The sequence below is a fragment of the Paenibacillus sp. IITD108 genome, assembly GCF_036541265.1.
Taxonomy (GTDB): Bacteria; Bacillota; Bacilli; order Paenibacillales; family Paenibacillaceae; genus Pristimantibacillus.
This window is the reverse complement of the sequence record NZ_JAZHCT010000008.1, coordinates 168,390-194,266: the sequence shown is the minus strand read 5'-3', so window position 1 is coordinate 194,266 and position 25,877 is coordinate 168,390. Positions and strand designations below refer to the sequence as shown.

Annotated in this window: 14 protein-coding genes; 2 read left to right on the top strand and 12 right to left on the bottom strand. The window is 44.8% G+C overall.

Annotated features, from left to right (window positions below; all coding sequences use genetic code 11):
- Positions 1–180 precede the first annotated feature (180 nt).
- Together V1L65_RS09870 and V1L65_RS09865 are read left to right on the top strand one after the other, a co-directional pair.
- Positions 181–1,038, top strand: a complete 858-nt coding sequence (locus tag V1L65_RS09870; protein ID WP_331698967.1) for a metallophosphoesterase family protein — start codon at positions 181–183, stop codon at positions 1,036–1,038.
- A 1-nt stretch (position 1,039) separates the two neighbouring features.
- Complete coding sequence (locus V1L65_RS09865; RefSeq protein ID WP_331698966.1) at positions 1,040–1,813, top strand: endonuclease/exonuclease/phosphatase family protein; 774 nt, start codon at positions 1,040–1,042, stop codon at positions 1,811–1,813.
- A gap of 695 nt (positions 1,814–2,508) precedes the next feature.
- On the opposite strand, the gene V1L65_RS09860 is transcribed toward V1L65_RS09865, so the two are convergent.
- The 12 genes from V1L65_RS09860 to V1L65_RS09805 form a co-directional block, all read right to left on the bottom strand.
- The gene (locus V1L65_RS09860) at positions 2,509–3,765 is read right to left on the bottom strand and encodes a Gfo/Idh/MocA family protein (protein ID WP_331698965.1); all 1,257 of its coding nucleotides are present in this window, start codon (positions 3,763–3,765) and stop codon (positions 2,509–2,511) included.
- Between the two features lie 90 nt (positions 3,766–3,855).
- Complete coding sequence (locus tag V1L65_RS09855) at positions 3,856–5,529, bottom strand: response regulator transcription factor (RefSeq protein WP_331698964.1); 1,674 nt, start codon at positions 5,527–5,529, stop codon at positions 3,856–3,858.
- Positions 5,530–5,552: 23 nt separating this feature from the next.
- A complete protein-coding gene (locus V1L65_RS09850) occupies positions 5,553–7,286 on the bottom strand; it encodes a sensor histidine kinase (RefSeq protein ID WP_331698963.1) in 1,734 nt (577 codons plus the stop codon).
- Between the two features lie 38 nt (positions 7,287–7,324).
- Positions 7,325–8,209 carry a carbohydrate ABC transporter permease gene (locus tag V1L65_RS09845; RefSeq protein WP_331698962.1) on the bottom strand — a complete coding sequence of 295 codons (885 nt, stop codon included), beginning with the start codon at positions 8,207–8,209 and terminating at the stop codon, positions 7,325–7,327.
- Positions 8,210–8,249: 40 nt separating this feature from the next.
- The gene (locus V1L65_RS09840) at positions 8,250–9,155 is read right to left on the bottom strand and encodes an ABC transporter permease (RefSeq protein ID WP_331698961.1); all 906 of its coding nucleotides are present in this window, start codon (positions 9,153–9,155) and stop codon (positions 8,250–8,252) included.
- Positions 9,156–9,279: 124 nt separating this feature from the next.
- Positions 9,280–10,947, bottom strand: coding sequence for an extracellular solute-binding protein (locus tag V1L65_RS09835; RefSeq protein ID WP_331698960.1), 1,668 nt, complete (start codon positions 10,945–10,947; stop codon positions 9,280–9,282).
- A 518-nt stretch (positions 10,948–11,465) separates the two neighbouring features.
- Entirely contained in the window at positions 11,466–13,184 is a 1,719-nt protein-coding gene (locus tag V1L65_RS09830) for an extracellular solute-binding protein (protein ID WP_331698959.1), read from the bottom strand.
- 23 nt (positions 13,185–13,207) lie between these two features.
- Complete coding sequence (locus V1L65_RS09825) at positions 13,208–14,806, bottom strand: response regulator transcription factor (protein WP_331698958.1); 1,599 nt, start codon at positions 14,804–14,806, stop codon at positions 13,208–13,210.
- On the bottom strand, positions 14,781–16,583 hold the full coding sequence (locus V1L65_RS09820) for a sensor histidine kinase (protein WP_331698957.1): 1,803 nt from the start codon (positions 16,581–16,583) through the stop codon (positions 14,781–14,783). The genes V1L65_RS09825 and V1L65_RS09820 overlap by 26 nt, the downstream gene beginning before the upstream one ends.
- Before the next feature lie 339 nt (positions 16,584–16,922).
- A complete protein-coding gene (locus V1L65_RS09815; RefSeq protein WP_331698956.1) occupies positions 16,923–19,628 on the bottom strand; it encodes a family 78 glycoside hydrolase catalytic domain in 2,706 nt (901 codons plus the stop codon).
- Positions 19,629–19,700: 72 nt separating this feature from the next.
- Positions 19,701–22,655 (bottom strand): hypothetical protein, encoded by a 2,955-nt coding sequence (locus V1L65_RS09810; protein WP_331698955.1) that lies wholly within the window; start codon positions 22,653–22,655, stop codon positions 19,701–19,703.
- 62 nt (positions 22,656–22,717) lie between these two features.
- Positions 22,718–25,876, bottom strand: a complete 3,159-nt coding sequence (locus V1L65_RS09805; protein ID WP_331698953.1) for an S-layer homology domain-containing protein — start codon at positions 25,874–25,876, stop codon at positions 22,718–22,720.
- Position 25,877: the final 1 nt, after the last annotated feature.

Sequence of the window (25,877 nt, the reverse complement as noted above, 5' to 3'; positions counted from 1 at the left end):
GGTCCACCTGTTGTAACTTACGCTAAAGAGATCTCAACTATCGTGTTAGGCAGTGCCGCGTTCAATATGTCTACCAATCTATTTTCAACAGATAAATAAGTGTTTAAGACATTTCATACTCGTGAGGATATGATAAAATTGATAGAATGACAGCTTATAAACTACAGGAGATGATATAACGTGGCCAAGTTTTTATTTTTAACCGATACGCATATCGGCGCTTCGCCAATTGGTTTTCATCAGCAGCCGGCATACCCGGAGCATATGGAGCAGCTTATACAGGAAATTAAAAAACTGGCAGAGCAAGGGGAAATTGATTTTGTGCTGCATGGCGGCGATATGGTGGACAAATGTACAGAAGAAACATTAAAGGAAGCTGCGCGCCTGTTCGATTTGCCTGTTCCTGTCTATCTTTCACTTGGCAATCATGATCTTGATTGCGAGGATGCGCTGGATAAATGGCTTCGTATTACACCGCAATTTTTTATCGGCAACAAACCGCAGTATACGATCGATGGTGGGGACTGCTTCATTCATGTCGTTCCTAATCAATGGGAGCCCGGCTATTCCTACTATTGGAAAAGCGCGCAAGATGTATTTTTTGAAGAGGATCAGTTGCTGCAATTGGATTCTGCTCTTGAAAAATATAGGCATCAGCCACAGCTGCTGTCCATACATAATCCGATCTATGGCGTACCGATGGAGCAGAGCGGCAAGGATCAAATCATTCATGGTGTATCGGACGAATTTTCAAAGTTGGTGCTGGGCCGCTTGAGCCGTTTTCCTAGCATTAAAGGTGTGCTGTCAGGACATAACCACATCAATACGTTAAAGCAAACGGAGCAGGGCGTTTTTGTAACGGGCAGCGCCTTCTCTGAGACTCCTTTTGAATATAAAATTGTCGAGCTGACGCAGCACTCGCTTTCAGTCGAAACGAGGACGCTCAGCATCCCGGTATCCTTTGAGCCTGTCTATAATGAAGAAAAAAGCTATGTTCAAGGACAAGAACAGCATCGTGCATGCACATGGAGGTTTTAAAATGAAAATCATACAGTATAATGTGCTGGATGGATGCCAGGAGCCCGGGCGGCTTTCCCTGCTTAAAAATTGGATAGCCAATCAGCAAGCGGACATTGTAGGGTTTAATGAATTAAATGATTGGACGAAGGAATCACTGGCTGACTTTGCCGAGCAGACATACTTTTCCTATTCCTATCTGTTTGAAGACCAGCCCAGCAAATATCGCATAGGCCTTATGTCCAAAACGCCGATTGAGTATAAAGGCTGCTTAACGGAGCATTTTTGGCACGGTGTGATCCACGTCAAAACAGCAGGCATTAACATTATGATTACACATCTGTCTCCTGCCGAATCGGTGTCGAGGGAAAAAGAAGCTGCGTTAATAGCCGCTCATATGGTCAATATGCAAAACGAGCCAGCCCTGCTGATGGGAGATATGAATACATTGTCTGCTCATGACAGCAGGTATTATACGGAAGCGAATATGCTGCAGCTGCTGAATGGCAATGAAAAGCTGAGCTTGAAGTTCTGCCATCATGGAACGATCAACTATAAGCCGATGCAAATATTGCTCGATTCCGGACTAACGGATGTGGGTACGAGCCACGGCTTCCAGCATTCCGTTCCGACTCAAATGAATGAGGATGCAATGCATGCAGCCAAATTGCGGCTTGACTATGTTCTTATCAATAAAGCTCTTTTGCAGCGGAATCCTGCCGCATCCATTTGCTATGATCAAGAAACTGATCTTATCTCGGACCATTATCCGATAGTGTGCACTTGGAGCAGCTAGGCGTGCCAGTAACCCGGAAGCTTGGGGCTAATGACGAAAAGTGTGTCCGTAAAAGTAACGCTAATGATGAGAAGTGTGTCTGCAAAGTAACCCTATCGCTATTGATCGAACGTGTATCTGTAAAAGTAACCTGGTCAGTGGTTCCGCTATTTCGCTTAAAATGCTCCATTTGGCCGACTAAAGTGACAGACGTTCCGCTATTGCACAAAAAATTCGTAAAAAAGGGCAGCAAATACGCCAATAGCGGAACGTGTGTCCGCGAAAATTGAAAAACAGCGGTTTTGGAGCAAATAGCGGAACGTGTGTCCTCGAAACTTGGAAAATAGGAGACTCGGGGTCGAATGTGGAACGTAACATATGCGAAACTTGGCAAATGATAGTTTGGGGCCGAATGAGGAACGCGTATCTACGAAACTTGGACATCTGCTGTTTATAGCGGTTCTGCTCTAGAGATGAAAAATGCTCCCCTCATGGGAGCATTTCACATTTGAGAAAACTACACAGAGAAGAATGGACAAATAGACGTGGGCAGGGTATCCACTGGAGGAGCGATAGCGTCCGCCTTTGTCTGCGCGAAATATCCGCTAATCTGTTGATTTCAACAAAAATTTGGCGAAGACAACAGCGGCCGCAAGGGATACCCTGCTAACGAGAAATTAATTTGTCCTACTCAAATGCTTGCCTTTCACGAAAGCTTATCCATTGAACTCCGAAAGCTTAATGCTTCTGCCCGAATCAAGACGGGACTGCTCTGATGCAAATGCGATCAAGTGACTTTGCAAGGAAGCGGTCGCAGAAGTGAGTCCATGCCCCGGATTTTCCTCGAATTTGCGCACATTTTGCAGGAAGGAGCGGACCATGCGATGATCGCCGCCGCCGTGGCCGTCACCCTTCACGCTGCATTTGATTTCGATCTCTTCTCCGCTTACATAGCGGTAGAGCGTAAACGACCCCTTATCCATATCTCCGATAATTTCGCCTTCGGTTCCCATTACCTGTACGCGGCGTGTTCCGCTTTGGGTAAGACCGGACATAATAAATGAAGCGTTGGCGCCATTCGCAAACTCCATATTAACAATTTGATGGTCTACCACATTGTTATCGCAGCGGTATACGCAGCGTCCAAAAGGCCCTTCCTTCATCGCGCGGATAATCCCCTCTTGGGTAAGATCACTGGTCATGTAGCGCGCCCAATTATCCGCCGGCTGCTCCAGATACATTTTAATGCCAGAAAATGCACACTCCCGCTCCACCGCACAACCGTCGATACAGCGTTCAGTAGATCCAACAGGCGCATTCTTGGGCCGGAAGTGCATTAAAGAACCGAAAGAGCTTACAGTCGTACAAGGCTGATCCATTAGCCAAGAAATAATGTCAAGATCATGGCAGGATTTTGCCAAAATCATTGGACTGGATTCCTCGGATTTGCGCCAGTTGCCGCGCACATAGCTATGGGCCATATGCTGATAGCCTACATTTTCGGTAAGCTGAATCGTCGCAACCTTGCCCAGCTCACCATCCTCGATACATTTCTTAATGCCCGACCAAAACGGAGAGTAACGAAGCACATGCGTAACAACAAGCAGCCGTTTATGGCGAAGCGAGGCTTGCTCCAGCTCCACACATTCCTTAAGATCAGGGGACATCGGCTTCTCCAGCATGACATGATAGCCCAGCTCCATCGCCTTCATAGCCGGAATATAGTGCATTCTGTCCAAGGTAGCGATAATCATAACATCCGCTATCTTTCCTTGCTCGAAAGCTTTATCCCAAGAGTCGTATACAAATTGTTCATCGATGTTATGCAGCTTGGCAAAGCTCTCCCGTCGTTGTTGATCCGGCTCGGCCACTGCTACAAACTGCAGCTCGTTAGGAAACTTCTCGGCATAAGGTCCATAAATAAATCTGCCCCTGCTTCCCGCACCAAGCAGCACAGCTGTCAATTTCTTCAATGTGTTTCCCTCCAAATACATGTAGTACTATTAATTGTACTTGCGGGCAGAGAGAAGAAAAATAGATCATTGCTTACATTCCATATACAATTATTGACCTTTGCTTGATGCATGGCTGCGCATCGACCGAAAATCCTGGGGCGTCATCTCGTTTTGCTTTTTGAAAAAGCGGATAAAGGCCAGCCCTGAGTTATAGCCCAGCTTGAACGCTATTTCATTCACCTTTAGTGAGCTGTTAAGCAGCAAATCCTTGGCGATTACATTACGATAATCATTCAAATACTTCGATAAGCCTATACCGGTCATTTGCTTGTATAAACGAGACAGGTAAGAAGGATTCAAGCTGACGTGATCTGCAATGGCTGTCAAGGAAATATCGCCGGACATATTTTCTTCAATATATTTATGAACCTTATTAATGACTTCTGCAGGCAGCTCTGTCCCTTTCAGCGTTTGCCATTCCAAAAAACTGTTGGCAATTTGCCAAAAATCATCCACAAGCTCATCCCATGAGACTGAATCGCTTTGCCTGAACAGCAAATCCAAATCCATGTGCGTATTCAAATATTCGCGCAATTCATTATTTTTATGAAGATAGGACAAAAATACAGCCGATAACGAGTGATACAGCTCCACCTTGCGTTCACTTGAGGTTTCAGCAGAGCTCCATATTTGTGTAAGCTCCGAAAACAGCTGATTGAATTGCTCATGGTGATTGTTTTCCAAACAGCTGGACAGCAGCTGAATACGAGCCTGCAAATAACTGTCATTATAGCTTTTGTCGGCAGTTTCTGACTTTTTAATATCGGCATCAGTCATTATCACTTCATGAAACAAGCCATGTCCTTGCGTCAGCCCGTATTTCAGTGTATAAAACCGGTCAGAAAGCTCCTTCCACGGCACAGTTTGGCTGCCAAGCATAAAGGATACCGACAGACTTAACAGTCTGCTGCAGGTAGATTGAATCGTTTCCAGTATGCCGCTTGTGAACCGATGTGTACGGCCCCATGCTGGTGATGTATGATCAGACAGCTCTTGAGCTGCCTTCGGCTGAATAATCCATACGATCTTGCTCATTTCAAAAACAAGGGAAAAGGAGCGAACATGAGCGCTTAAGTATTCATCTCCGACATTTTGAAAAGCATAGGCTAGAAGCGCTTTGTCAGGCGCTGTGACCATTTCCTTCCAAGCATCAATTCTGCCGATCAGCAAGTATACAGGCAAATTGACATCAAGCGGAATGTCCATCTCGGCAAAGGCTTCCCGCAGCTGCTCCTCCGTAAGCTGGCGGCCCTGAAACATTCCCCACATATATTCTTTTTGCAAAGAAGGCAGCGCCTTTCTCATCTTGGACTGAGCACGTATTATCATTTGCGCCTGATCCTGTTCCTCCTCGATCTTTTTAATGGCTCTTTCTACTGCATCTACAATTTTGTCATCGCTTTCCACTTTGAGCAAATAATCAAAGGCTCCTAATGTTATAGCACTTTTCGCATAAGAAAAATCATTATAGCCGGTCAGGAAAATGACCTTGCAAGCAGGCCACTGCTTTTTAATTTCCTCTAAAAGCTCAATGCCCTCGATGCCTGTCATTTTAATATCAGACAGCACGACATCAATCCGGTACAAGGCAAGCAGCTCCAGTGCTTCCTCACCAGAATAAGCCTTCATGACTTCCAAATCCAAATGCTCGGTTTGCTCGAACAGCTCCAGCATACCGTCTACAATAACAGGCAAATCATCAACAACCAACAATCTGTACACGGCATTTCCTCCTCAGTTCATGCTCAATTCATGCTCAGCTTTATAATGACTTGCAAGCCTCCCAGCTCCGAACGTGCCAAAGTTATACCAAATCCCTCTCCATAACGAAGCTGAATTCTGCGATGCACATTGAGAAGCCCTGTCATCTCTTCCAATTGGTTTGCCCCGTAACGAATACGCTTATCAAGCGCTTCTATCTGTTCATCGGTCATGCTTTCTCCGTTATCTTCTACAAAAATATAGAATGCATCATCCGATTGTTTACTGTGCACCCACAGCTCGCCGGCGCCAAGCATGTTGCCAAGCGCGTACTTATACGCATTTTCAATAATCGGCTGCAAAATTAAGCGCGGCACTACAATCGGCCCATCTTCCGCCTCGAACAGTACATCGATCCGGTCACCGTAGCAAATCCGCTGCATCTCCACATAAGTGCGGGAATGGCTGAGCTCCTGCTCAAGCGTAATGTCATCGTCGTTATCCCTTGTAATAAATTGAAAGTATTGCCCGATATATAAACAAAATTGATAAGCCTTCTCCTTCTGCTTATCGGATTTAATCAGACGGCACAGTACAAAAAAGCAATTATATAAAAAATGAGGATTAATTTGTGATTGCAGACGCTTCAGCTCTGACCGCTGATTGCGTATTTGCTGCTCGTAATTCTCCTCTATCAGTGTTTTCAAAGATTTGACCGTATCATTAAAAGCTTGATACAAATAGCCGAATTCATCCTTGCCGCTGCTGGCTACAATTGGCTCCAGCCTGTTTTGCTGAATTTTTCTGAAGGAATGAACGAGCCTCATAAGCGGACGGTAGATAAGCCTGATTAAGAAATAAGCAAAAAATAATACAATTAGCACAGCCAGCGCGCATGCCCACCAGAACAGCTTCTGATAGACCTGCAGCGAGCCCAGTATCATATGCTCTGGAATGCTCGTAATGACATAAGAGTTCCATACCGCTGAATATTTATATACCGTCAGAAAACGCTTCCCATCATAAGTTACTGTTTCATATCCCTCATGATCCTCTTTGAGCTGCTTGCTCTCAGCCAGCTGCTTCATTTGCTCATATAATCCAGTATCGTAGCCGCTTTTTATTTCCCAGCCGCGCTCCAGATTGAAGAGCGCCGTCTGTCCGCCCCGGCTGTTGCCGATTTGCGTAAGTGTCTCTTTAATTTTATTATCCGAAAGCTCTACACCGACAATATATAGCGGATCCTTCGCTTTGCCGGCAGGATACTGCATCGTAATAAATATTTTTTCATGCCAATAAGTAAACGGTTCTGTATAAAGCCTTTTGTTAGGCTGCATGGCCTCAAATTCAACCTCGTCCATAGACGGTTCGTAACCGGCGCTTAGTATCGTTCTAGAAAGCAGCGGGACATAAGCCTTTGCTTCACGAATAAAAGGACTTGAGTTTTTCATCAAATCCAGTCGGTGCTGTATATCTAATATTTTGCGCGACCTTTCGTAGGAGCTCATCTCTCCACCTGTAGCCGCAAGCTCCATCAAATCACGGTCCATCACATAAATAGGCAAATACCGGTTAATACGATCTGCTTCTTTATCTAGAGAATCCAAATAAAAGCGGGTCGTATTCATAATGGAACCGGATATTTCATTTCTTATATTTTTTGCTCCCTGTTCATTAATCATCCATGTGATCGCCATAAGCGGAAGCAAGGCTGCCAAAAAGGCAGCCATAATTTTTTTGAATATAGAGGAGTCCGTTAAAAAGAATACACTTTTCATGTCTCATTCTCCTATGCGAAGAGTTAGGGAACTTTATCTTATTCCTTTACGCTTCCCATTACAATCCCCTTAATAAAAAACCGCTGTAAAAATGGATAGACGATCAATATCGGAAAGGCTGCAACGAAAATTTGCGCCGCCCGGCTTGTTCGGTCCGAAAGCTTCAGCATCAGCTCTACATTTTCCGACTTAATAAAACGGAAGTCCATTTTGATAATAACCGTTTGCAGGAAGGTTTGAAGCGGATAATTTTCAGGATGATTCATATACAGCATACCGTCAAACCAGCTATTCCAATGCCCTACCATCGTAAACAGTCCTGTAGTCGCAAGCGCAGGCAACGACAGCGGTACATAAATTTTCCAAAGTGTAGTAAAATGTCCGGCTCCATCGATCCGTGAAGATTCCTCAAGCTCTTTGGGCAAATTACGATAAAAATTCAACAGCAAAATGACGTTAAAAACATTGATCGCAATCGGCAGCACCAACGCGCCCAGCGAATCGATAAGTCCAAGGTTCTTAATAGTCAAATAAGTCGGAATAAGTCCGCCGTTAAACAAAATCGTAAATACAAAAATCCATGCGTAAACCGTTCTCATACGCAAAGCGTTCGTATCCTTAGACAAAGGATACGCTGTAATAATGGTAAGCGCCATACTCAAAATAGTACCAATTATTACACGCTGAATCGAAACACTGAAAGCCTTCAAGTATTCAGGCTTCCCGAACACGTTATCGTAAGCAGCCGTCGTGAATTCAACCGGCCATAATGCTACCTTTCCCGCTGCTGCAGCAGGGCCGGAGCTGAATGAAATTGCTAATATATGGATAATAGGCATTAAACAAAGAAATGAAATAAATGCTAAAAATAAAAAGTTGCAAGCTATAAAAACTTTTCTCCCAAACGTAGGTTTAATCGCCACGATGTTTCTCCTTTCTGTAGCCCCGCTGTTCTAACCGCGATTAGAATATGCGGTAATTCGCTATCCGGTAAGCCATTACGTATGATACGGAAATGAATATAAAGGATACGACTGATTTCAATAAGCCGACAGCTGTTGCAAAACCGAATTGAGCTTGCTGAATACCCATTCGATAAACAAACGTATCGATAATATCGGCACTTTCATACACTGGGGCGCTGTACAGGTTGAAAATTTGATCAAAGCCGGCGTTGAGCACGTTACCGATATTTAACGTCAGCATCAAAATAATAATCGGCATCATCCCAGGCAGCGTCACATGAAAGGTTTGCTTCAGGCGTCCAGCACCGTCAATTTGTGCCGCTTCATAAAGCGTTGGATTAATACCTGTCAATGCCGCCAAATATACAATCGTTCCAAAACCGAATTCTTTCCATACATCCGAAGCGACCATAACATAAGGAAACCAGTTATTATCTCCCAGAAAGAAGATTGGCTTGATTCCGAAAAAACCGAGCAGCTGATTAAAAACGCCCGAAGACGGGGATAAAATATCAACCAAAATACCGCTCAGCAAAACCCACGACAGGAAGTGAGGCAAGTATACCAACGTTTGGAACGTCCTTTTAATCCACTCTCTGCGCAATTCATTAAGTAAAATCGCGATTGTGATCGGTACGAACAACCCCGCAATTATTTTCATAACAGCAATATATACCGTATTGAAGAAGATACGGCCGATATCCGGATAATCCATCAATAACTTAAAGTTTTTCCAGCCTATAAAGGGAGATCCGAATAAGCCTCTATTCGGTACATATTTCTGAAAAGCCATGATAATGCCTGACATCGGCACATAGCTAAAAATTATAATAAATGCCAAACCTGGCAGCAGCATCAAATGAAGCGGCCATTCCCTCTTCCATAGGCGTGCTAATCCATTCATACCTTTCACCTCGCTGATTCACTTGCATGCTAAGCATTTTGTTACTTTGTTGCTCCGCGCCAGATTGCTTTTTGAAAAAAGGAGGGATTGCATGAAACCAATCCCTCCCCGGCTCTGTCATCTGCTATTTAACCGATTTGTACCACTCGTTAACTTCCTTGGTAATTTCATCGCCGCCAAGCTTTTTCCACTCTTCAACAAACTTATCAAATTCGTCAACAGACACTTGGTTCATTATAATTTTGAAAAATACTTCATCACGTTTTTTAGTTAAAATTTCTTGGCGGTCGGCCATCGTTGGAGTAGGCGCGCCATAGAATTTGTTTTGCAAATATTGCTTATTCTTTTGAATTTCTGGCGCAAGCGAGAATGCTCCCTTTGGACCGGAGATCAAAATTTCCCACCACATAGATGCATCGCCGTTCAAATATTGCATCGCGCGGGCATAACGTCCTTTTTGATCTGTCGTTTCAAGAATGCTTTCATCTTTATTCTCAATTGCTTTAGGTAAAATTTCACCGTTATTATCAATCTGTCTGCCTACGCGAAGCGGATTGAGCAGCCAGTAGTTAGCGCCTTTCTCCACACGGTCTTTGCCATATTCATAAACTTTCTGATCCTCTGTAGGATTTAGAGTCATTTGAACCCAGTGGTTAAGCAAACGGATAACGCCTTCAGGATGTTTAGCTTTTTTGGAAATGACATAATATTCGTCAACGCCAATACCAATTTGGTTTAATGTAGGGTTATTGTCTGCAGAAGGGATCGGGAATGCGCCCCATTCTTGAACAACCTTGCCGTCTTTAACTGCGCCTTGTGCCAGCTGTGCCGGCGTCCAGGAAGCTCCAAATACCATACCGATGCTGCCGTCGTAAATAAGCTCAGCTGCTTTCTCAACATCTTTTACTGCGAATTCAGGGTCAATCAAGCCTTTTTTAAACCACTCCTGCAAAGCTGCAAGCGCTTGTTTCGTTTCAGGCTGAATATCACTGTTCATCAGTCCGCCATTGCCATCTTCCATCCAAATGTTTTCGTAGGCATGGTAACCGTTCAAAAATGCTTTAAGCCCTGTTACGCCAGTTTCATTGCTGAATGGATTTTTGCTTACTGCAATACCGAAAGCTTCTTTTGTACCGCCAGGGTTTTTAGCTTTGAACGTCTCGGCAATTTTCATAAAGTCGTCCATCGTTTTAGGCTCAGGAAGATTAAGCTCCTTCAGCCAATCTGTGCGAACAAACAAGGTTTGATATTGGAATGGATTGTAGGAGCTTGGAATCCCCATCATTTTTCCGTCAAAAGTAGCTGTTTTCATTTGCATGCCGCCGTCCATCGTCAGAAACTTTTTTGTTTCTTCCGTTGCATGCTCGTTATAAAGCTCTGTCAAATCCATGATCATATCAGCTTCAGTAAGCTCTTTAAGCTGTGTAGCATTGACTAGCAAGAAATCCGGAAGGTCATCGGATGCGATTGTAATTTTTACTTTTTCTTTAAATTGGGTTATATCGGCCACCCATTTATTTGTAATTTTTACGCCAATATCTTTTTCGTAAGCATCATAAACCGAGTTTTTGTCAAAGCTTTCCCCTTCATCAAACTTCAAGTAAGGATCGCTTGGCGAAACCGTTGAAACCTCTAATACTTCATTGCTGCTTCCCGTATCTGTTGTTTGAACCGGCTCCTTGGATGTCCCCGGCGTGCTGCTTGGCTCAGGCGTTGTTTTGCTTCCGCAGCCTGTAAGCGCTAAGGTCAGCGCCAAAGAAACAATCGCGAGTGCCTTTTTGCTCTTCAACATATTACCCCTCCATCATGTTTGTTGTAGTTTTCGCTGCAAACTGTGCAGCTGCCTTTCATATTTCTAGTATAAAAAGTAGTCCCCGGCTCATCTAGATACTAGTTTTTACTTTCGTATACACCTGTTGACACACGGTTTCAGTATACACAAAAACACACGTATATTGCTTGATGCCCTGTCTATAAGGAATCGACAACTTTGCTAGATGGTCAGACGTTCCGTTATTACGCCTAAAACCGTAGTTTTGAGGTGGCAAAGTGACAGACGTTCCGTTATTGATCCATAAATCGCAGAAAGTGCCCCATTTGGAGCTGTATAGCGGAATGTGTGACCGCGAATTTGAGAAAGTGGCGGTTTTTAGGAAAATAACGGAACGTGTGACCATGTCCATTCCTTGTGAGCAAGATTTGGTAAGCAAAAGAAGAGGGTAACAGAGAGCAAGTTTGGGACTGGAGAACAATTTAAAAAAAAGCGTGCCCCCAGGTTGACTTATCAACCTTGGCGGACACACTTCTTTTCTAGGATCCTTGCATCGAATCATGCCATTCATTTACTTCCTTGGTGATTTGGCTGCCGCCAATTTCCCACCAATCGCGAACAAATTTATCAAAGTTTTCGATAGGATCTCCCATAATAATTTTCGTAAACACTTCGATTTCGATCTTTTCTAAAATTGTATTTTTCTCAGCCATCGTCGGAGTCGGCAACCCATAAAACTCGTCGTAAACGAGTAAATCATCCTTTAGATATTGATTAATGACTGAAAATGACCCCTGTTCGCCAAATACACGTTCATAGGCCCACTCCATCGCTTCGCCTGTTCCATTAAGATGAGCTTGAATACTGTTGTAGGTATGCAATTGCTCCATATTCAGCTTCGATGTATCTTTTGTTCGCAGCGCTTCCGTTACTTTTAAATAAATGTCCAGATTTTTTCGTGATGGCCATGCTTGCACAGCCGCGTAGTTATGATGTTCAATTCCATTGCTGGAATACAGCTTCTCAAATTGCTCAAACGTTGTATGATCGCCCCATATCCGTTCTACAAACAAATTCAGCATTTTAATAAGCGCTTCTGGATGGGCGGCCCCTTTATTCACCACATAATACTCTGTAGTTGCCGCTTTAATTCCCGGACGCGCCGGCTTGCCGTCAGCCGAAACAAGCGGATACGCCTGCCACTGAATCGTCCTGTCGTGTTCCTTGCTGGACAAGATCGGCCATAACGGATTCCACATTTGCCCAAAAACAATTCCATTATTTCCTGCTGCTGCAGCTTCCGCCGCCTTCGCCATATCCTTAACCCCAAATTCCCGATCCATTTGCCCCTGCTTGTACATTTTTTGCAGCTGCAGCAATGCCGTTCTTACTTCCGGCTGAATGCTTCCATACACAAGCTTGCCTTTGTCATCTTTAATCCAAAACATTGGATAGGCATGATAGCCATGCATAAATCCTTCATATCCGCCATAACCGTCGATCAAATCCTTCGTTAATATTAGCCCTACCGTATTTGTTTGCTTATTTCCATCAGGATCAAATTTTGAGAAAGCTGCTGATATTTTGATGAGATCATCCATTGTTTTCGGCTCCGGCAGCTTCAGCTCTTCCAGCCAGTCTGTACGCACCCATACTAAATGGGCATAGTCGATAGCTGACTGGGTATTCGGAATGGCCATCAGCTTGCCGCCAAAGGTTGCGGATGGAAGCGAGGTTGGATTCTGTGCCAAAATCTCTCTCGTTAGCGGCGAAGCATAGCTTTCGAATATTTCGGTCAAATCCATAATCATGTCTGCTTCAATTAAACGTTTGAGCTGATTAGCATTCACAGCAAAAAAATCAGGCAAATCTCCTGAAGCAATCGATATATTCATCTTCTGCTCTCCGGAATGATGACTGACTACCCATTTATTTTTCAAGTTAATGCCAAGCGAATTTTTGTAATCCTCATACCAGACATTGTCATGAACGGACTGCCCCTCAGGAAATACAATACTTTCCCCCAAAATACGAACCGTTGATATTTCGATAGGCGGGTCATATTTGCCTAATGGATCGGCGGGGCCATTGCGTTCTTCGTCGGGCGTCTTTATCTCATTATCCATGTTGTGCTCAGCTTCCTGATCACTCCTGTCAGGCTCCTTCTCCTTATTCTCTTCCTTCGTGCAGGCATTCAAGACAAATAACATTAATATTGCGAGTATAAAGAGATTTCTTGATATGATTCGATAGGTCATTATGCTTACTCCTCCTGCCTGTTCTACTTAAGAGAATCGCGGAATTCCTGCGGCGTCATATTGACCATTTTCTTTATAAATCTCGTGAAATACGGTGGTGAATAGAAGCCTACCGCGCTTCCAACCTCATGTATTTTCAAATAGGGCTGACGAAGCAGCTCTCTGCATTTGTTAAGTTTTACTTCATTAATATATTCAGACAAACTGATGCCCGAGCTAATCTTGTAGAGCCGGGATAAATACGATGGATTCAAATGCACGATCTCAGCAAGCTGCGTCAACGACAGATCCCCATCAAGATGCTGCTCAATATATTGATTGATTTTCTCAACGACTCCCATTGTACGTTCAGCCAGCTCTGTTTGCTTCATCTCAAACAACTGATTGGCTGCCTGCTGCAGCTCCAGCATGACTGCATCCAGCTCCGGCTCGCGTGTGTGCAACAAGGCAAAATCAAGATTTATATCGAGTCCCCATCGATTCGTATAGGATAGCAGCAACGAACAAGTTGTGTAGTACATTTCGAGCTTTCCTGAGAAATTGGATGAAAATAAAGCAAACATTTCTGAGTAGACTTGATTAAATTGCTGCTGCTGGCCATTCTCCAGACAATCCGCAAGCAAAGCGAGCTTTTTAAGCTGTCTCCGCACATCACTTTCCTTTTCCTCATCTGTTAGCTCTGATGAACTTAGCGTACTGCTGTCATCCGTCAGCAGCATTTCCTGATGATGCCCAAAGCCTAACCCTAACAATTTTCTCAACCGGTAATAGACAAGATGCATCTCCTCCCATTCCACCGGCTTGCTGCTGACTACAAAGGAAACCGATAGCGCTAGCAGCTCTCTGCACGTATTCTGAATGGTTTCCAGTATGGCCAGCATAAATTGGCCCGAGCGTTCGCTTCGGATATACCAAAGCAAATTTCGTGAATCGATTAAGAGCTGCTGGCATACTTGCGAAGATGCGCCCTGGAAGTATTCTGCTGCAATGTTTTGTACGGCAAATAAAAGCAAGGTGCGGTCTGCATAGGAAAGCTTGTCCTCCCAATGATCAACTCTTCCGATGACCAGGTAATACGATGTGCCCAGATCGAGCTCGATTTGCAGCTCCTGCATTTGGCTGCTCTTCAGCTGGGCTGCTGTAATATCTCCTTCCAAATGAGGCAGCAAATATTCTTTCTGCAGTACAGAAAGCGCCATATTCAGCCTCTCACGCGCCTGCTTCATAAAGTGATGGCTGCGCATATCCTCCTTGAGCGCTTCAATTGCTTTCTCTACAGCACCGACAATCGCTTCGTCATATTCGGTTTTAAGTACATAATCAACACTGCCGCTGCGCAGTGCGGCCTGGATATAGTCAAAATCATCGTAGCCTGTCAAAAAGATAAATTTGCAGTATGGCCATTGCTTCCCTACAGCCTGCTGCAATTCAATGCCGCTCGTATGCGGCATGCGTATATCGGATAATACGATATCGATCTTAGTGCGATTCATCCATTCCATTGCTTCTATTGCTGAATAGGCTTTAAAAAGCTCCAGCTCAAGCTCAGGCATTTCATGAAATAGTTCAATCAAGCCGTCCACTATATACGGTTCATCATCCACAATCAAAAGACGCCACATGGTCCTCTCCACCTTTCAATGGTATACGGATATTCACTTGAAAACCGCCGAGCCTGCTGCGCATACATTGAAGCCCCCACTGCTCCCCGTATTTGATTTGAAGCCGGCGATGAACATTGATCATGCCCGTTGTTGCGGCATCGGCATCATTCGTTCGCAGCATCTGGTTAATATCTGTGATCGCTTGATTGGTAAGATCATCCCCATTATCTTCTACTATAATTTGCAAATATTCCTCGAACATCGTAAACGAAACTATAATTTGACCATCTGCAAGCTTATCCTCCAAACCATGGTTGAATGCATTTTCAACAATAGGCTGCAGAGTTAGCCGCGGAATAATCAAGTGCTCGCAGGAATCGGGGACTTCCTCTATGTGCACAGTAATCCGATTCGAGAAGCGCAGCGCTTGAATTTCTCCATACGTTCTCGTCATTTTTATTTCAGTCTGCAAATTTACATTCTCATTATGATCGCGTGTTATATATTGAAAATATTCACCTAAATATCTGGTGAATCGCGTCACATTATCATAATCTTGAATTTTGGCCATCCGATAAATAATAAAAAAGCTGTTATACAAAAAATGAGGATTGATTTGCGATTGCAGCTGCTTCAGCTCAGAGGATCTTGCACGATATTTCTGCTCATATACTTCATGAACTAAAACATTCAAATGGTTGACCATGTCGTTAAACCGGACATATAAATAGTTGAATTCATTGGAAAAGCTATATTTCAAATGGACGCGCAAATTGCCGATCTCAACCTGCTTAAATGCAAATAGAAGACTTTTGAGAGGCCTATGTATCATTCGGTAAATGAAAGAAGAGAAAATGATAATAACAAATAATGATGAAATGGTTAACGCCCAGTACCATAAATTGTACTGCTTAATAGGACCTAAAATCTCGCGTTCGGGGGCATAAGTAATCAGAACGACTCCAAATTTTTCCGATATTCTGGCTGTAGATAAATACGTTTCTCCGCCAACAGTAAGTGAGTCAACAGCATCATATGCTGCTGCCTCCCCTTTCTGTTTGGTGTACATTTTCGTAAACGGGTCAATCATCACCTCTTGCCCGCTGGAAACATGCCAGCTGCCGTCATCGCTGATCAGAAATGCCCCGCCTTGCCCGCTGCCCACAAATTTAAGCAGTGATTCCACAATACGTGCTTTTGATAGTTCGATACTGATCATAAAATTCATTTTTGTTTTCTCGGTAAATACGGAATCCGGATATGGCGATGACACCATTAAAAATAGCTTGTCCTCCCAATGTACAAGCGGCGACAATTCGTTCTTTTTTGCAGCGAGCAGCCCCTTATACTCGTCTTGCAGCATCCGGTCATAATATTCGCGCGAAGTAGACGAGATGGATATGGAGCGATCGATATCCGGGATATGCGCACTTGCCTGTTCAATGTATGCACTGGATGTCTGCAACAGCTTCAATCGATTGGTCACTCTAATAACAGCTTGTATTTTCTCGATATCCGACATAGCGGCAGATGCAATGGAAAGCTTCCCTAAATCCTCATCCTCAAGGTACTCCATCTTAATCCCATTAATACGCTCAAACTCGGTTTCAAGCGAGCTCAAATAATATTCGACCCTCGATAGCATCGAATTGGAAATTTCTTTTCGGACGTTAATGGAGCCTGAATAATTCATACTCAAGCTTAAGGTGAATAAAGGCGCAAGAACAATAAGAAAGGCCAGCACCAGCTTCGTATAAATGGACATTTCAGGAACCTTCATCTTGAAACGCTTCATTGTATAGGCCACCTTGTCTTGAAATGTTATCCCGACTATAATTTAGGCTCAAAACAGAAATCAGTGCTTAACGAATCCTGATTTCGTTACAGCCCCTAAAAGGTGCCGTTTTGAAATCTAACGAATCCTCACGGCCTTATTTGCCCCAATATCACTCAGAAGAGAGTAAAATGCACTCCTAACGAAACCAGTCTTCGTTAGAATCTAAAATAGATCGAATTTCGTAGAATAAGGCTTCTCTGCTTCGTTAGAAATCGCGCGACATCAGTCAAGCGCTGACTATAAGATTGAACTATGATTTATGTGCATATAATACCATAAAGTAAAGGCAAACCGATTCTAATCGCCTGTAGATACAAAATTATATACCCCTGGACCTGCTTCAAATACGGCGTAGCCGTCTTCATCCTTCACGTAATTCGCTCTTGCCGATGACTCAACGACCTGCCCAAACAGCTTAGGAACAAAAATAATGGCCAATGTATGGCTTGGAATTTGGACGGTCAACTTAAACCGGCTATTACCCTGCTTCCAGCTTGCATGCAGCTTCCCTGCAGGAATACGGATAGCGGCGGCGGCGGCTTCCAGCAAGCGAGGCACATAAGGCTTAATTTGCACTTTACGATAGCCCGGCTTCAGCATCGATATGCCAGCAAGCTTCCTGTAGAACCAATCGTCTATCGAGCCAAACATATGATGATTGCGCGAACGTCCCTGCTTCTCCCATGTTTCCCAATGCGAAGTAGCGCTCTGTTCGATCCAATAGCCCCAGCTAGGATAGGTAGACTGATTGGCAATCTCATAGGCCAGTTCATGATGACCATTATCGGACAGCACATGCAAAATAAACTTTGTGCCGATAATTCCTGTGTCCAAATGGCCATTGCATTGATTCTGAATATGATCTACCAAATTTTGCAGCACAGCAGCTTTCTCTGTATTTGGAACAAGTCCGAAGGCAAGCGGCAAAATATTTGAGGTTTGCCGATATCCCGCTGCAATCTCTGTCTCATACACTTGAGCATGTGGATTATAAAAATTAGCATGAAACGCCGTACTCAGCTTTGCTCGAAGATCGGCAAAATAAGTCTGTTCCTCTTTTCGATTCAACAGCTCTGCCATCTTTACGAACGTATCTGTCATTTTGAAGCAATAGGCCGTCGATACTAGACTTGCCCCCTCCGGGCTGTTGCCTATGCTTGGACAAGCCTCGCCTGCCGGAGCGAACCAATCTCCAAGCCCCTTTTTCATAATGCCTTGCTCCAAATGTGTTTCCATGTATAATAAATAGCGTTTCATCGCAGCAAAATGTGTTTCCATCATTCGGACATCGCCGTAGCTTTCATAGCAGTACCAGCATATTTCAAAAAAAGCAGCATCCCATGCGGGCACCGGCCCCTTTACCAAATCCCAGCCAAAGGTCGACTCTTCATATCCCCATCCGCTAGTCGGAACGATCGGGGCCAATTCCCCTTGCTCCGTAATCGATTCCTCTATATCGCGCATCCACTTGGTATAAAAAGCGGCCATATCGTAATTATAGATGGCAGCCTCCGCAGAGAGCATGGCATCTGCCGTCCAGCCGTTTTTTTCATAAACAGGCGTATCCGTCGGAATACTGTGCAGATTATTAACGATCGACATGATTGAGTTATGATGAATCGCATTCAATCTTTCATTCGAACATGTGAACGACCCGGTATGCGCTACCGAGGAATAAACATGCTTTGCTGTCAATGCTTCACTCTTTAATTCGCCTGGATATCCCTTCACCTCTACAAAGCGGAAGCCTTTGTAGCTGAATCTGGCTTCCCACTTCTCGACGCCTTCCCCGCGCAATATATACTTATCCCGCTGCAGCACCCCTTCGATATCAGGATGCTCGACATGGATTCGGCCGCTCCCGTCCAATTCCTCGCCATAGCACAGCTCAACCGCCGTTCCCGCACTGCCTTGTACCTGCAAGGCAGTCCAGCCTGTCAACATCTGGCCGAAATCAACTAAGTAATGCCCTGCTCCCAATTTGGTGATTGCTGATGGCGTAAAGGTGTTCATTACTTTAATTGGAGGCAGCATTTGTGCGCTCAGTCTTCCTCTCGGCTCTCTTGCGATCCGAGCCTGCTTCCACAAGGAATCATCAAAACCGGCCTGCCATAAATTCGCTATTTCTTCCCTTGCATCATAAATTTCGCCTGCCAGCAAACAGTCCGACTGAAGCGGACTATCTGCTGTTTTCCAGCTTTCGTCGCTGCCAATTAGTTGCGTTGTTCCATCCGCATATGCGAGATGAAGCTGTACAATGCCCACCGGCTCATCATGCCACGGAGATTGCTCCCACCGCCATACATCCTTTGTCAGCTGTGAGAACCTGCCTCTGCCGAGCAGCATGCCGATAACATGGGTTTGGGTCGCAGCAGTATGGCTGTTTTCAACGAAAGCCTCGGTCACATCATATGCCGTGTATAGCACGGTCTTCTCATAGTTGGTTACGCCTGGGTCAAGGACATGGTCCCCTATTTTTATACCATTCATAAAAAGCTCGTAATAACCTAATCCGCTAACGAAGACTATAGCCTTTTTAACAGGCCTGATCGTCGTAAACGCTTTACGCAAATAAGGCGCAGCATAAGCTGGCCTTTCCTCTTGACCTTCATGAAGATTCTCAGAAGCCCCGGCTGCTGTTATCCATTTCGCCTGCCAATCTTCCTGCACAAGCAACCCCATTGTCCATGAAGATATTTGGCTGCAGACTGTCTCCTCGCTGCCCGCAAACCATACTTTCACCTTCCAATAGTACGTTGCAGCGGACTGAAGCTTCTTCCCGTTATATGGGATTTGATTGTGGCGTGAGGACTCGATTATCCCACTGTTCCACATATCTGCATAGTCTTCCTCCAGCAGCTTGGCAGTCGTCGCAACATAAATTTGATAAGCTCTCTGGCGGACCTCCGATCCTGCCTCCAGCTGCCAGCTTAGCCTTGGACTGAGCGTATCTATAGCAAGCGGTTCAGTCAAGTATTCCGTTTGCAAGTTTATAATGATCATCTAAATTAGCCTCCTAAACTAAAAAAGAAAGCCTGATTTCTACATCTGCTAGAAATTCAGGCTATTTCTTTATTAAGGAATCGGTATAGGATTCCCTGTTCCAATTTCGTAAATATGAACGGACAGAGGCGCAAACGTATCGCTGAATTGATTGCCTGACCAGGACAGCGAACGTCCCTCATTCCAAACATGAATTGGCGATCCGCTGATGTCTGGTGCTGTAAAAGCAGCTTGGCGGGATTGCGTGCTGTTATTCACGGCGATTACATAGGTATTGCCATTATAGTTCTTAGTCATCACATGCAGCCAATTCTGTGCCGGATAGCTTACCTGCGGCGCTTGAGCTTCCGAAAGTATGACAGGAGACATATTTTTCAGCTCCTGTGCAACTGCCTTGACATTGTCCAAAAGCTCGCCATAAGTTTTGCCGCTTGCATCCTGCTTTAAATCAAACAGCGAGTAAAATAAAATCCCCTTTGCCCCTTCCGTAATATACTGCCAGGACATATTTTGCATTTCTTGTTTGGTTGGCGGTCGTACAGCTCCCCATTCCGGTTCGTAATTGCCCAGGTTATGTGCCTGAACAACTGCCCACTGACCTTTTTTCAACAAATCCGCTGTTATTTCTTTTTGCATGGAACCAACTGCACTTAAATCGTCGGTTGTCTTCCCATACACCGGATACAAATCAAACCCAAATATATCGGTAGTATGATGAATCGTAAAAGGATCTGGCTTGCGGAAATCAACCACATAGGCCGGGTGATTCGGGTCTGATTCCAGCACGGCCTGATAGTGGGCCCGCAGACGATTATCCGTCAGCGTCTCATCGCTTAAATACCAGGCTAACAACGCCGGATGATCTTTGTAGTCCTGCACATGCTGTTTAATAAAGTGCACCTCATCCTCCTCCGATTGAATAAAGGAAGGAGTAAATGGAAAATTGTAAAAGAAGTCTTTTAATGAGAAAATGACATTCATTCCATAATCATGGGCCAGGTCAAGCTCCGCTGAATTTGGATAACCGTAAGGCATAATCGTATTGATCGCACTGCCTTGCAAATCATCCAAATCCGATTGAGACGTATGATCCGTATAGATGCCTATTGGAAAAAACAACTCCCCGTCCTTCCAGAACCTTCCGAAATCATCAATATAGGATTCTGGCAGCTCCAAGGCTGTATTCACTTTAGTAATCGGCCATTTCTCAGAATAGCGATAACTGCCCTCGCCTGTTCGTTTCGCAGCAATGACTGCTGTATATTTTCCAGCAGGCAAGTTTGCCGTATCGAGAACAGCTTGGATATTTAATTGTCCCGAAAAAACTTGCTCCGCCACAACCTGATTACTCGCATTTACCAGTTGAGCAACCGTCGTATAGGAAGCGGCAGGTATGCCCGTTGCCCCTCTTGTCACCACTTTAACCTGTGAATTACCCCCAGGAATCAAGTAGCCGCGATAATTGGGCGTATCCAGCTTAGAAGTAAATAACGGCGGGCGGGATTCTGTGACAACCAGATCGTCAAACCACATCGTGCCCTGGCCGCCATATGCAAAAATCGTAATTTCAATCTCCGCTGCATTTTCATTCGCTATAAGTGTCGGAAGCTTTAAATGCTGCCAATTATTTAATGTATTAAGCGGATTATTATTTTTTTGCTCGATTACATTAGCGTTCCCGTCGAGGAAGCTGATCCGCACCATTGCTCCAGCCCATAGGCCTGACAGCTGCGATGTTTTGATCCATGCGCTCACATCATAAGCATAGCCAGGCTTTGCCGGCAAACGGATCGACGGGCCTGCTCTTTCGGCGCCTTCCTGTCCGGGGTTGTTAGGTCCCTGCGGCGTTACATACTTCAAGGATCGCAGCCCAGTATACTTCTCACTAGTATCATAAGTTGTCGCGGACATCAGCCAAGCCGAGTCTTGTGTATCTTCGAAGGAGGTCGAATAAATCGTCCTGGTCTGCGGTGGAACAGATTCAGTAACGACCAGATGATCGAACCACATCGTACCCTGACCGCCGTATCCAAACAATGTAATTTGAACCTCCGCTGCATTTTCAGCAGCGGTAAGGGATGGCAGCTGCAAGTTTTGCCAATTGCCCAGCGTGTTAAGCGGGTTATTATTTTTCTGTTCAATGACTTGATTGTTGCTGTCCAGAAAGCTTATCCGCACCATCGCACCGGACCAATCTCCGACCAGCTGCGTCGTTTTGATCCAGACGCTGACATCATAAGCATAGCCCGGTTTTGCCGGTATACGAATGGACGGCCCCTCTCGCTCTGCTCCCGGCTGACCTGGTGTGTTAGGTCCTTGCGGCGTCACATACTTTAGCGATTTTGCTCCTGTATACTTTTCACCAGTATCATAGGATGACGCTGCCATGAGCCAAGCAGCGTCATTGCTGTCCTCGAAAGAAGATTCATAGGCAATCTTGATGGCATCAAGCGGCGGGGCTGTTTCTGCGATAAGCAAATCATCGAACCAGATCGTTCCCTGACCGCCGTATGCAAACAGTGTAATTTCAACTTCGGCCGCACTTTGCGAAGCAATAACAGTAGGAAGCTTCACTTTCTGCCATTTGTCTTCTGAATTAAACGGATTGTTATTTTTCTGCACCAGCACATTGCCAGAGCTGTCGAGCATACTTATTCGCACCATAGCCCCAGCCCAAAGACCGGATAATTGCGTCGTTTTTACCCAGACGCTGACATCGTAGGCATCTCCAGGGTTTACGGGAAAACGGACGGATGGACCTGATCTTTCAGCGCCCTGCTCCCCGGGGTTGTTCGGGCCCTGGGGAGTAACATATTTTAGCGACTGCGTTCCGGAGTGCATCTGGCTGGTATCGTAGGATGAAGCGCTCATCAGCCAATCCAAATCATTACTATTCTCAAAAGAAGTTTCATATAAAGTGCTAATCGTATTTGCATAAACAACAGGAGCTTGATTCGCAAACAGGGAATAGAGAGAAGCTTGCAACATGACAAGTGCGCAAATCGCGATACTCAGTTTTCGTATCATTATACCTTCACCTCTTTATCGAATGGGAATCACTATTATTCAGCATGATCCAGCACAGCTTATTATGAATTAGAAAGCAATCTTAAAAGAACTACAACACTTTCTGCACGAGTTAATCGATCGTTTGGCGCAAATCGGTTGCCGTCACGGCCTTCTATGAGACCAAGCTGCTGGACGGCTTGCACAGCCGCCTTAGCCCAGGAAGGAATAGCGTTGTCGTCAGCAAAGCCTGTGGCAGACGTCTCGGCCTCGGTTAATTGCAATGCCCGGCTTAGTATAGCAGCCATCTCGGCTCTTGTAATTACTTCATTAGGACGGAAGCTACCATCGGCATAACCGTTAATAATTCCGGCATCAACAGCTCTGGCGATAGCTGGTATTGCCCAATCGCCTATCTTCTGCTTATCGGTAAAGGCGAGCTTGCCCTCTTGATTAAAGTGCTTCAGCTGATTCATGAGCATAACGATGAACTCGGCCCGCGTTGTGCTGCCATCCGGCTTGAAACTGTTATCCGGGTATCCTTTTACGATTCCCGCATGAACCGCTTGTCGTATAGCTGCCTCTGCCCAGTGCCCTTTAATATCTGATAGAAGCTTCCCAGCATCATCGGGAATCGGATCAGGTTTCTCTTTTGTTATTCTATTAATAATGATATAGAACGATTTTTTAGTTTTGTCTTCTGCTTCTACAACGAGCTCAAACTTATTTTGTCCTGGAGCAAGCTCTACCCGGCCGCCTTCTTCAAGCTCCTTGCCCTGCAAAGTTATTTTTGCTGCGGCATGTGATGGAATTGCCGAAATCTCAGCATAATCCGACTCTGTTTCTGCATAGTATTCATTTCTTTCTGTACTGAACGATGGAGTCAATGTTAGCTCCTTCTCATCAACAACTACTGCAATGCTCTTCAAATCAGCATTTCCTGATGGTATCCAGCCGACCCCGCTGCTGCTCGGAACCCGTAAAGTAGTTGCTTCCTTGGACAGTCCTCTGCTTTCATTGTCATGCGTATTTACTGCCGTTACGGTAAACGTGTACGTTGTATTTGCAGTAAGACCGCTGACAACAAATTGCTGCTCGGCACCGCTCACTTCGCCTTTTTGCTTGCCATCAACATAAATGCGATACGAAGCAGCATCATTTTGAGCTTCCGGCCAGGACAGCTTGACGCTGGTTTGGTTTACATCCGAAATCGTCAGCGAACTTTCAGCTTCCCATTCCGGTACTTCAGGTCCGGGTATGGACTCCCCTGTACCAATTTCATAAATATGGACTGCTAGCGGTGCAAGAGTATCGGTGAATTGATTGCCGTTCCAATCAAGTGCCCGATCCTCATTCCATACTTGAATTGGCATGCCGCTTGCCTCTGCTGCCGTAAAAGTTGCCGACTGCTCTTGCTTGCTGTTGTTCACCGCTACGATATACAAATTGCCATTGTAGCTTTTTACCATCACATTCAGCCAGTCCCCAGCGGAATAGTCTACCTGCGGTGCTTCATCTACCGATAGAATGACAGGCGCCATATTTTCAAGCTCCTGCGCTACAGCTTTTACATCGCCGAGATTTTCCTCATATGTTTTGCCGCTGACATCTTGCATTAAATCAAACAACGAGTAGAACAAAATCCCTTTAGCTCCCTCAGCAATGAACTGCCAGGACATATTGCGCATTTCTTCCGCAGTTGGTCCTCTAGTAGCCCCCCAGTCTGAGTCATAATTTCCTAGATTATGTGCTTGCACAACCGCCCATTGCCCCTTATTGAGCAAATCTGCAGTCATTGCTTTTTGTAAATCGCTAACTCTTTTGAGATCATCATCAGCTTTTCCATAAACAGGATACATATCGACCCCATAAATATCTGCACCATAGTTTACAACATAAGGATCTACCTTGTTGTAATCCACGATATAAGCCGGATGATCCGGATCCGTTTCTACCACTGCCTTATAATGGGCAGGCTGACGTTTATCTGTTGGTGATTCATCATTTAGATACCAAGCCAACAGTGCGGGATGATTTTTAAAATTTTCTACGAATTGCTTAATGTAAAGAACTTCGTCCTCCTCAGACTCGATAAAACCAGGTGTATTTCGAGTGTTGTAAAAGAAATCTTTTAACGAGAATATCACATTAATGCCATAATCGTGAGCCAAATCAAGTTCTTCTTTATCTGGATAGTTGTATGGCAAAATCGTATTTATCGCACTGCCCAGCAAATCTTCCATTTCATTTTTTAAAACATGGCCCGCATAGAAGCCGATCGGGAAAAACAATTCTCCGTCTTTCCAAAACCTTCCATAATCATCTACATATGATTTGGGCAAATCATCTGCGGCATTTACTTTTTCAACAGGCCATTGTTCCGAGTAGAGAACATTGCCGCTTTCGTCGGTCCGTGCTGTCGTTATAACCGCTTCGTATTTGCCGACCGGCAAATCTGACGTATCAAACACCGCTTCGACGTTTAATTGGCTTGCAAATACTTGCTCCTCAACGACCTGCTCGTCGGCATCAACCAACTGGACCGTTGTCGTATAAAGGCTTGCTGGAATCCCAACCGTTCCTCTAGTCACTACTTTCACTTCAGGATTGCCGCCTGGAATAAGATAGCCGCGGTAGTTAGGCGTGTCCAGCTTTGATGTGAACAGCGGCGGCTGGGACTCGGTTACGACGAGATCGTCAAACCACATCGTTCCCTCGCCTCCATAGGCAAACAATGTAATTTCCACCTGCTTCGCATCTTCGCTCGCTACAAGAGTTGGAAGATCCATTTTTTGCCACTTATCCAACGAATTAAGCGGATTGTTATTTACTTTTTTAATGACTTTTTCGTCACTGTCCAAAAATGCAATACGAACCATCGCACCAGCCCACTGTCCTGCCAGTTGGGTCGTTTTTATCCAGATGCTTAAATCATAGGCGGAACCAGGATTAGCAGGAAAACGGATAGACGCCCCCTCTCGTTCTGCTCCTTCCTCGCCAGAATTATTAGGTCCAGGCGGCGTGATATATTTTAACGAATGCGTTCCTGTACGTTTCTCGGCAGCATCATAGGATGACGCGTGCATAAGCCAATCCGAATCACTCGGATCGTCGAAAGAAGTTTCATATACAGTTTTGATTGTATCTGCATAGACAACAGAATCCGGACTTGCAAACAATGAGTTTAGAGAAGCTTGCAGCATAAATATTACAATTAGTGCAGTGCCCAGTTTTCGCACCATT

What these genes read in the sequence shown, in the direction of transcription:
- V1L65_RS09850 (WP_331698963.1), bottom strand. Translation starts at nt 7,286, where the DNA reads ATGAAAAGTGTATTCTTTTTAACGGACTCCTCTATATTCAAAAAAATT.
- V1L65_RS09865 (WP_331698966.1), top strand. Translation starts at nt 1,040, where the DNA reads ATGAAAATCATACAGTATAATGTGCTGGATGGATGCCAGGAGCCCGGG.
- V1L65_RS09810 (WP_331698955.1), bottom strand. Translation starts at nt 22,655, where the DNA reads ATGATACGAAAACTGAGTATCGCGATTTGCGCACTTGTCATGTTGCAA.
- V1L65_RS09840 (WP_331698961.1), bottom strand. Translation starts at nt 9,155, where the DNA reads ATGAATGGATTAGCACGCCTATGGAAGAGGGAATGGCCGCTTCATTTG.
- V1L65_RS09815 (WP_331698956.1), bottom strand. Translation starts at nt 19,628, where the DNA reads ATGATCATTATAAACTTGCAAACGGAATACTTGACTGAACCGCTTGCT.
- V1L65_RS09835 (WP_331698960.1), bottom strand. Translation starts at nt 10,947, where the DNA reads ATGTTGAAGAGCAAAAAGGCACTCGCGATTGTTTCTTTGGCGCTGACC.
- V1L65_RS09820 (WP_331698957.1), bottom strand. Translation starts at nt 16,583, where the DNA reads ATGAAGCGTTTCAAGATGAAGGTTCCTGAAATGTCCATTTATACGAAG.
- V1L65_RS09825 (WP_331698958.1), bottom strand. Translation starts at nt 14,806, where the DNA reads ATGTGGCGTCTTTTGATTGTGGATGATGAACCGTATATAGTGGACGGC.
- V1L65_RS09805 (WP_331698953.1), bottom strand. Translation starts at nt 25,876, where the DNA reads ATGGTGCGAAAACTGGGCACTGCACTAATTGTAATATTTATGCTGCAA.
- V1L65_RS09830 (WP_331698959.1), bottom strand. Translation starts at nt 13,184, where the DNA reads ATGACCTATCGAATCATATCAAGAAATCTCTTTATACTCGCAATATTA.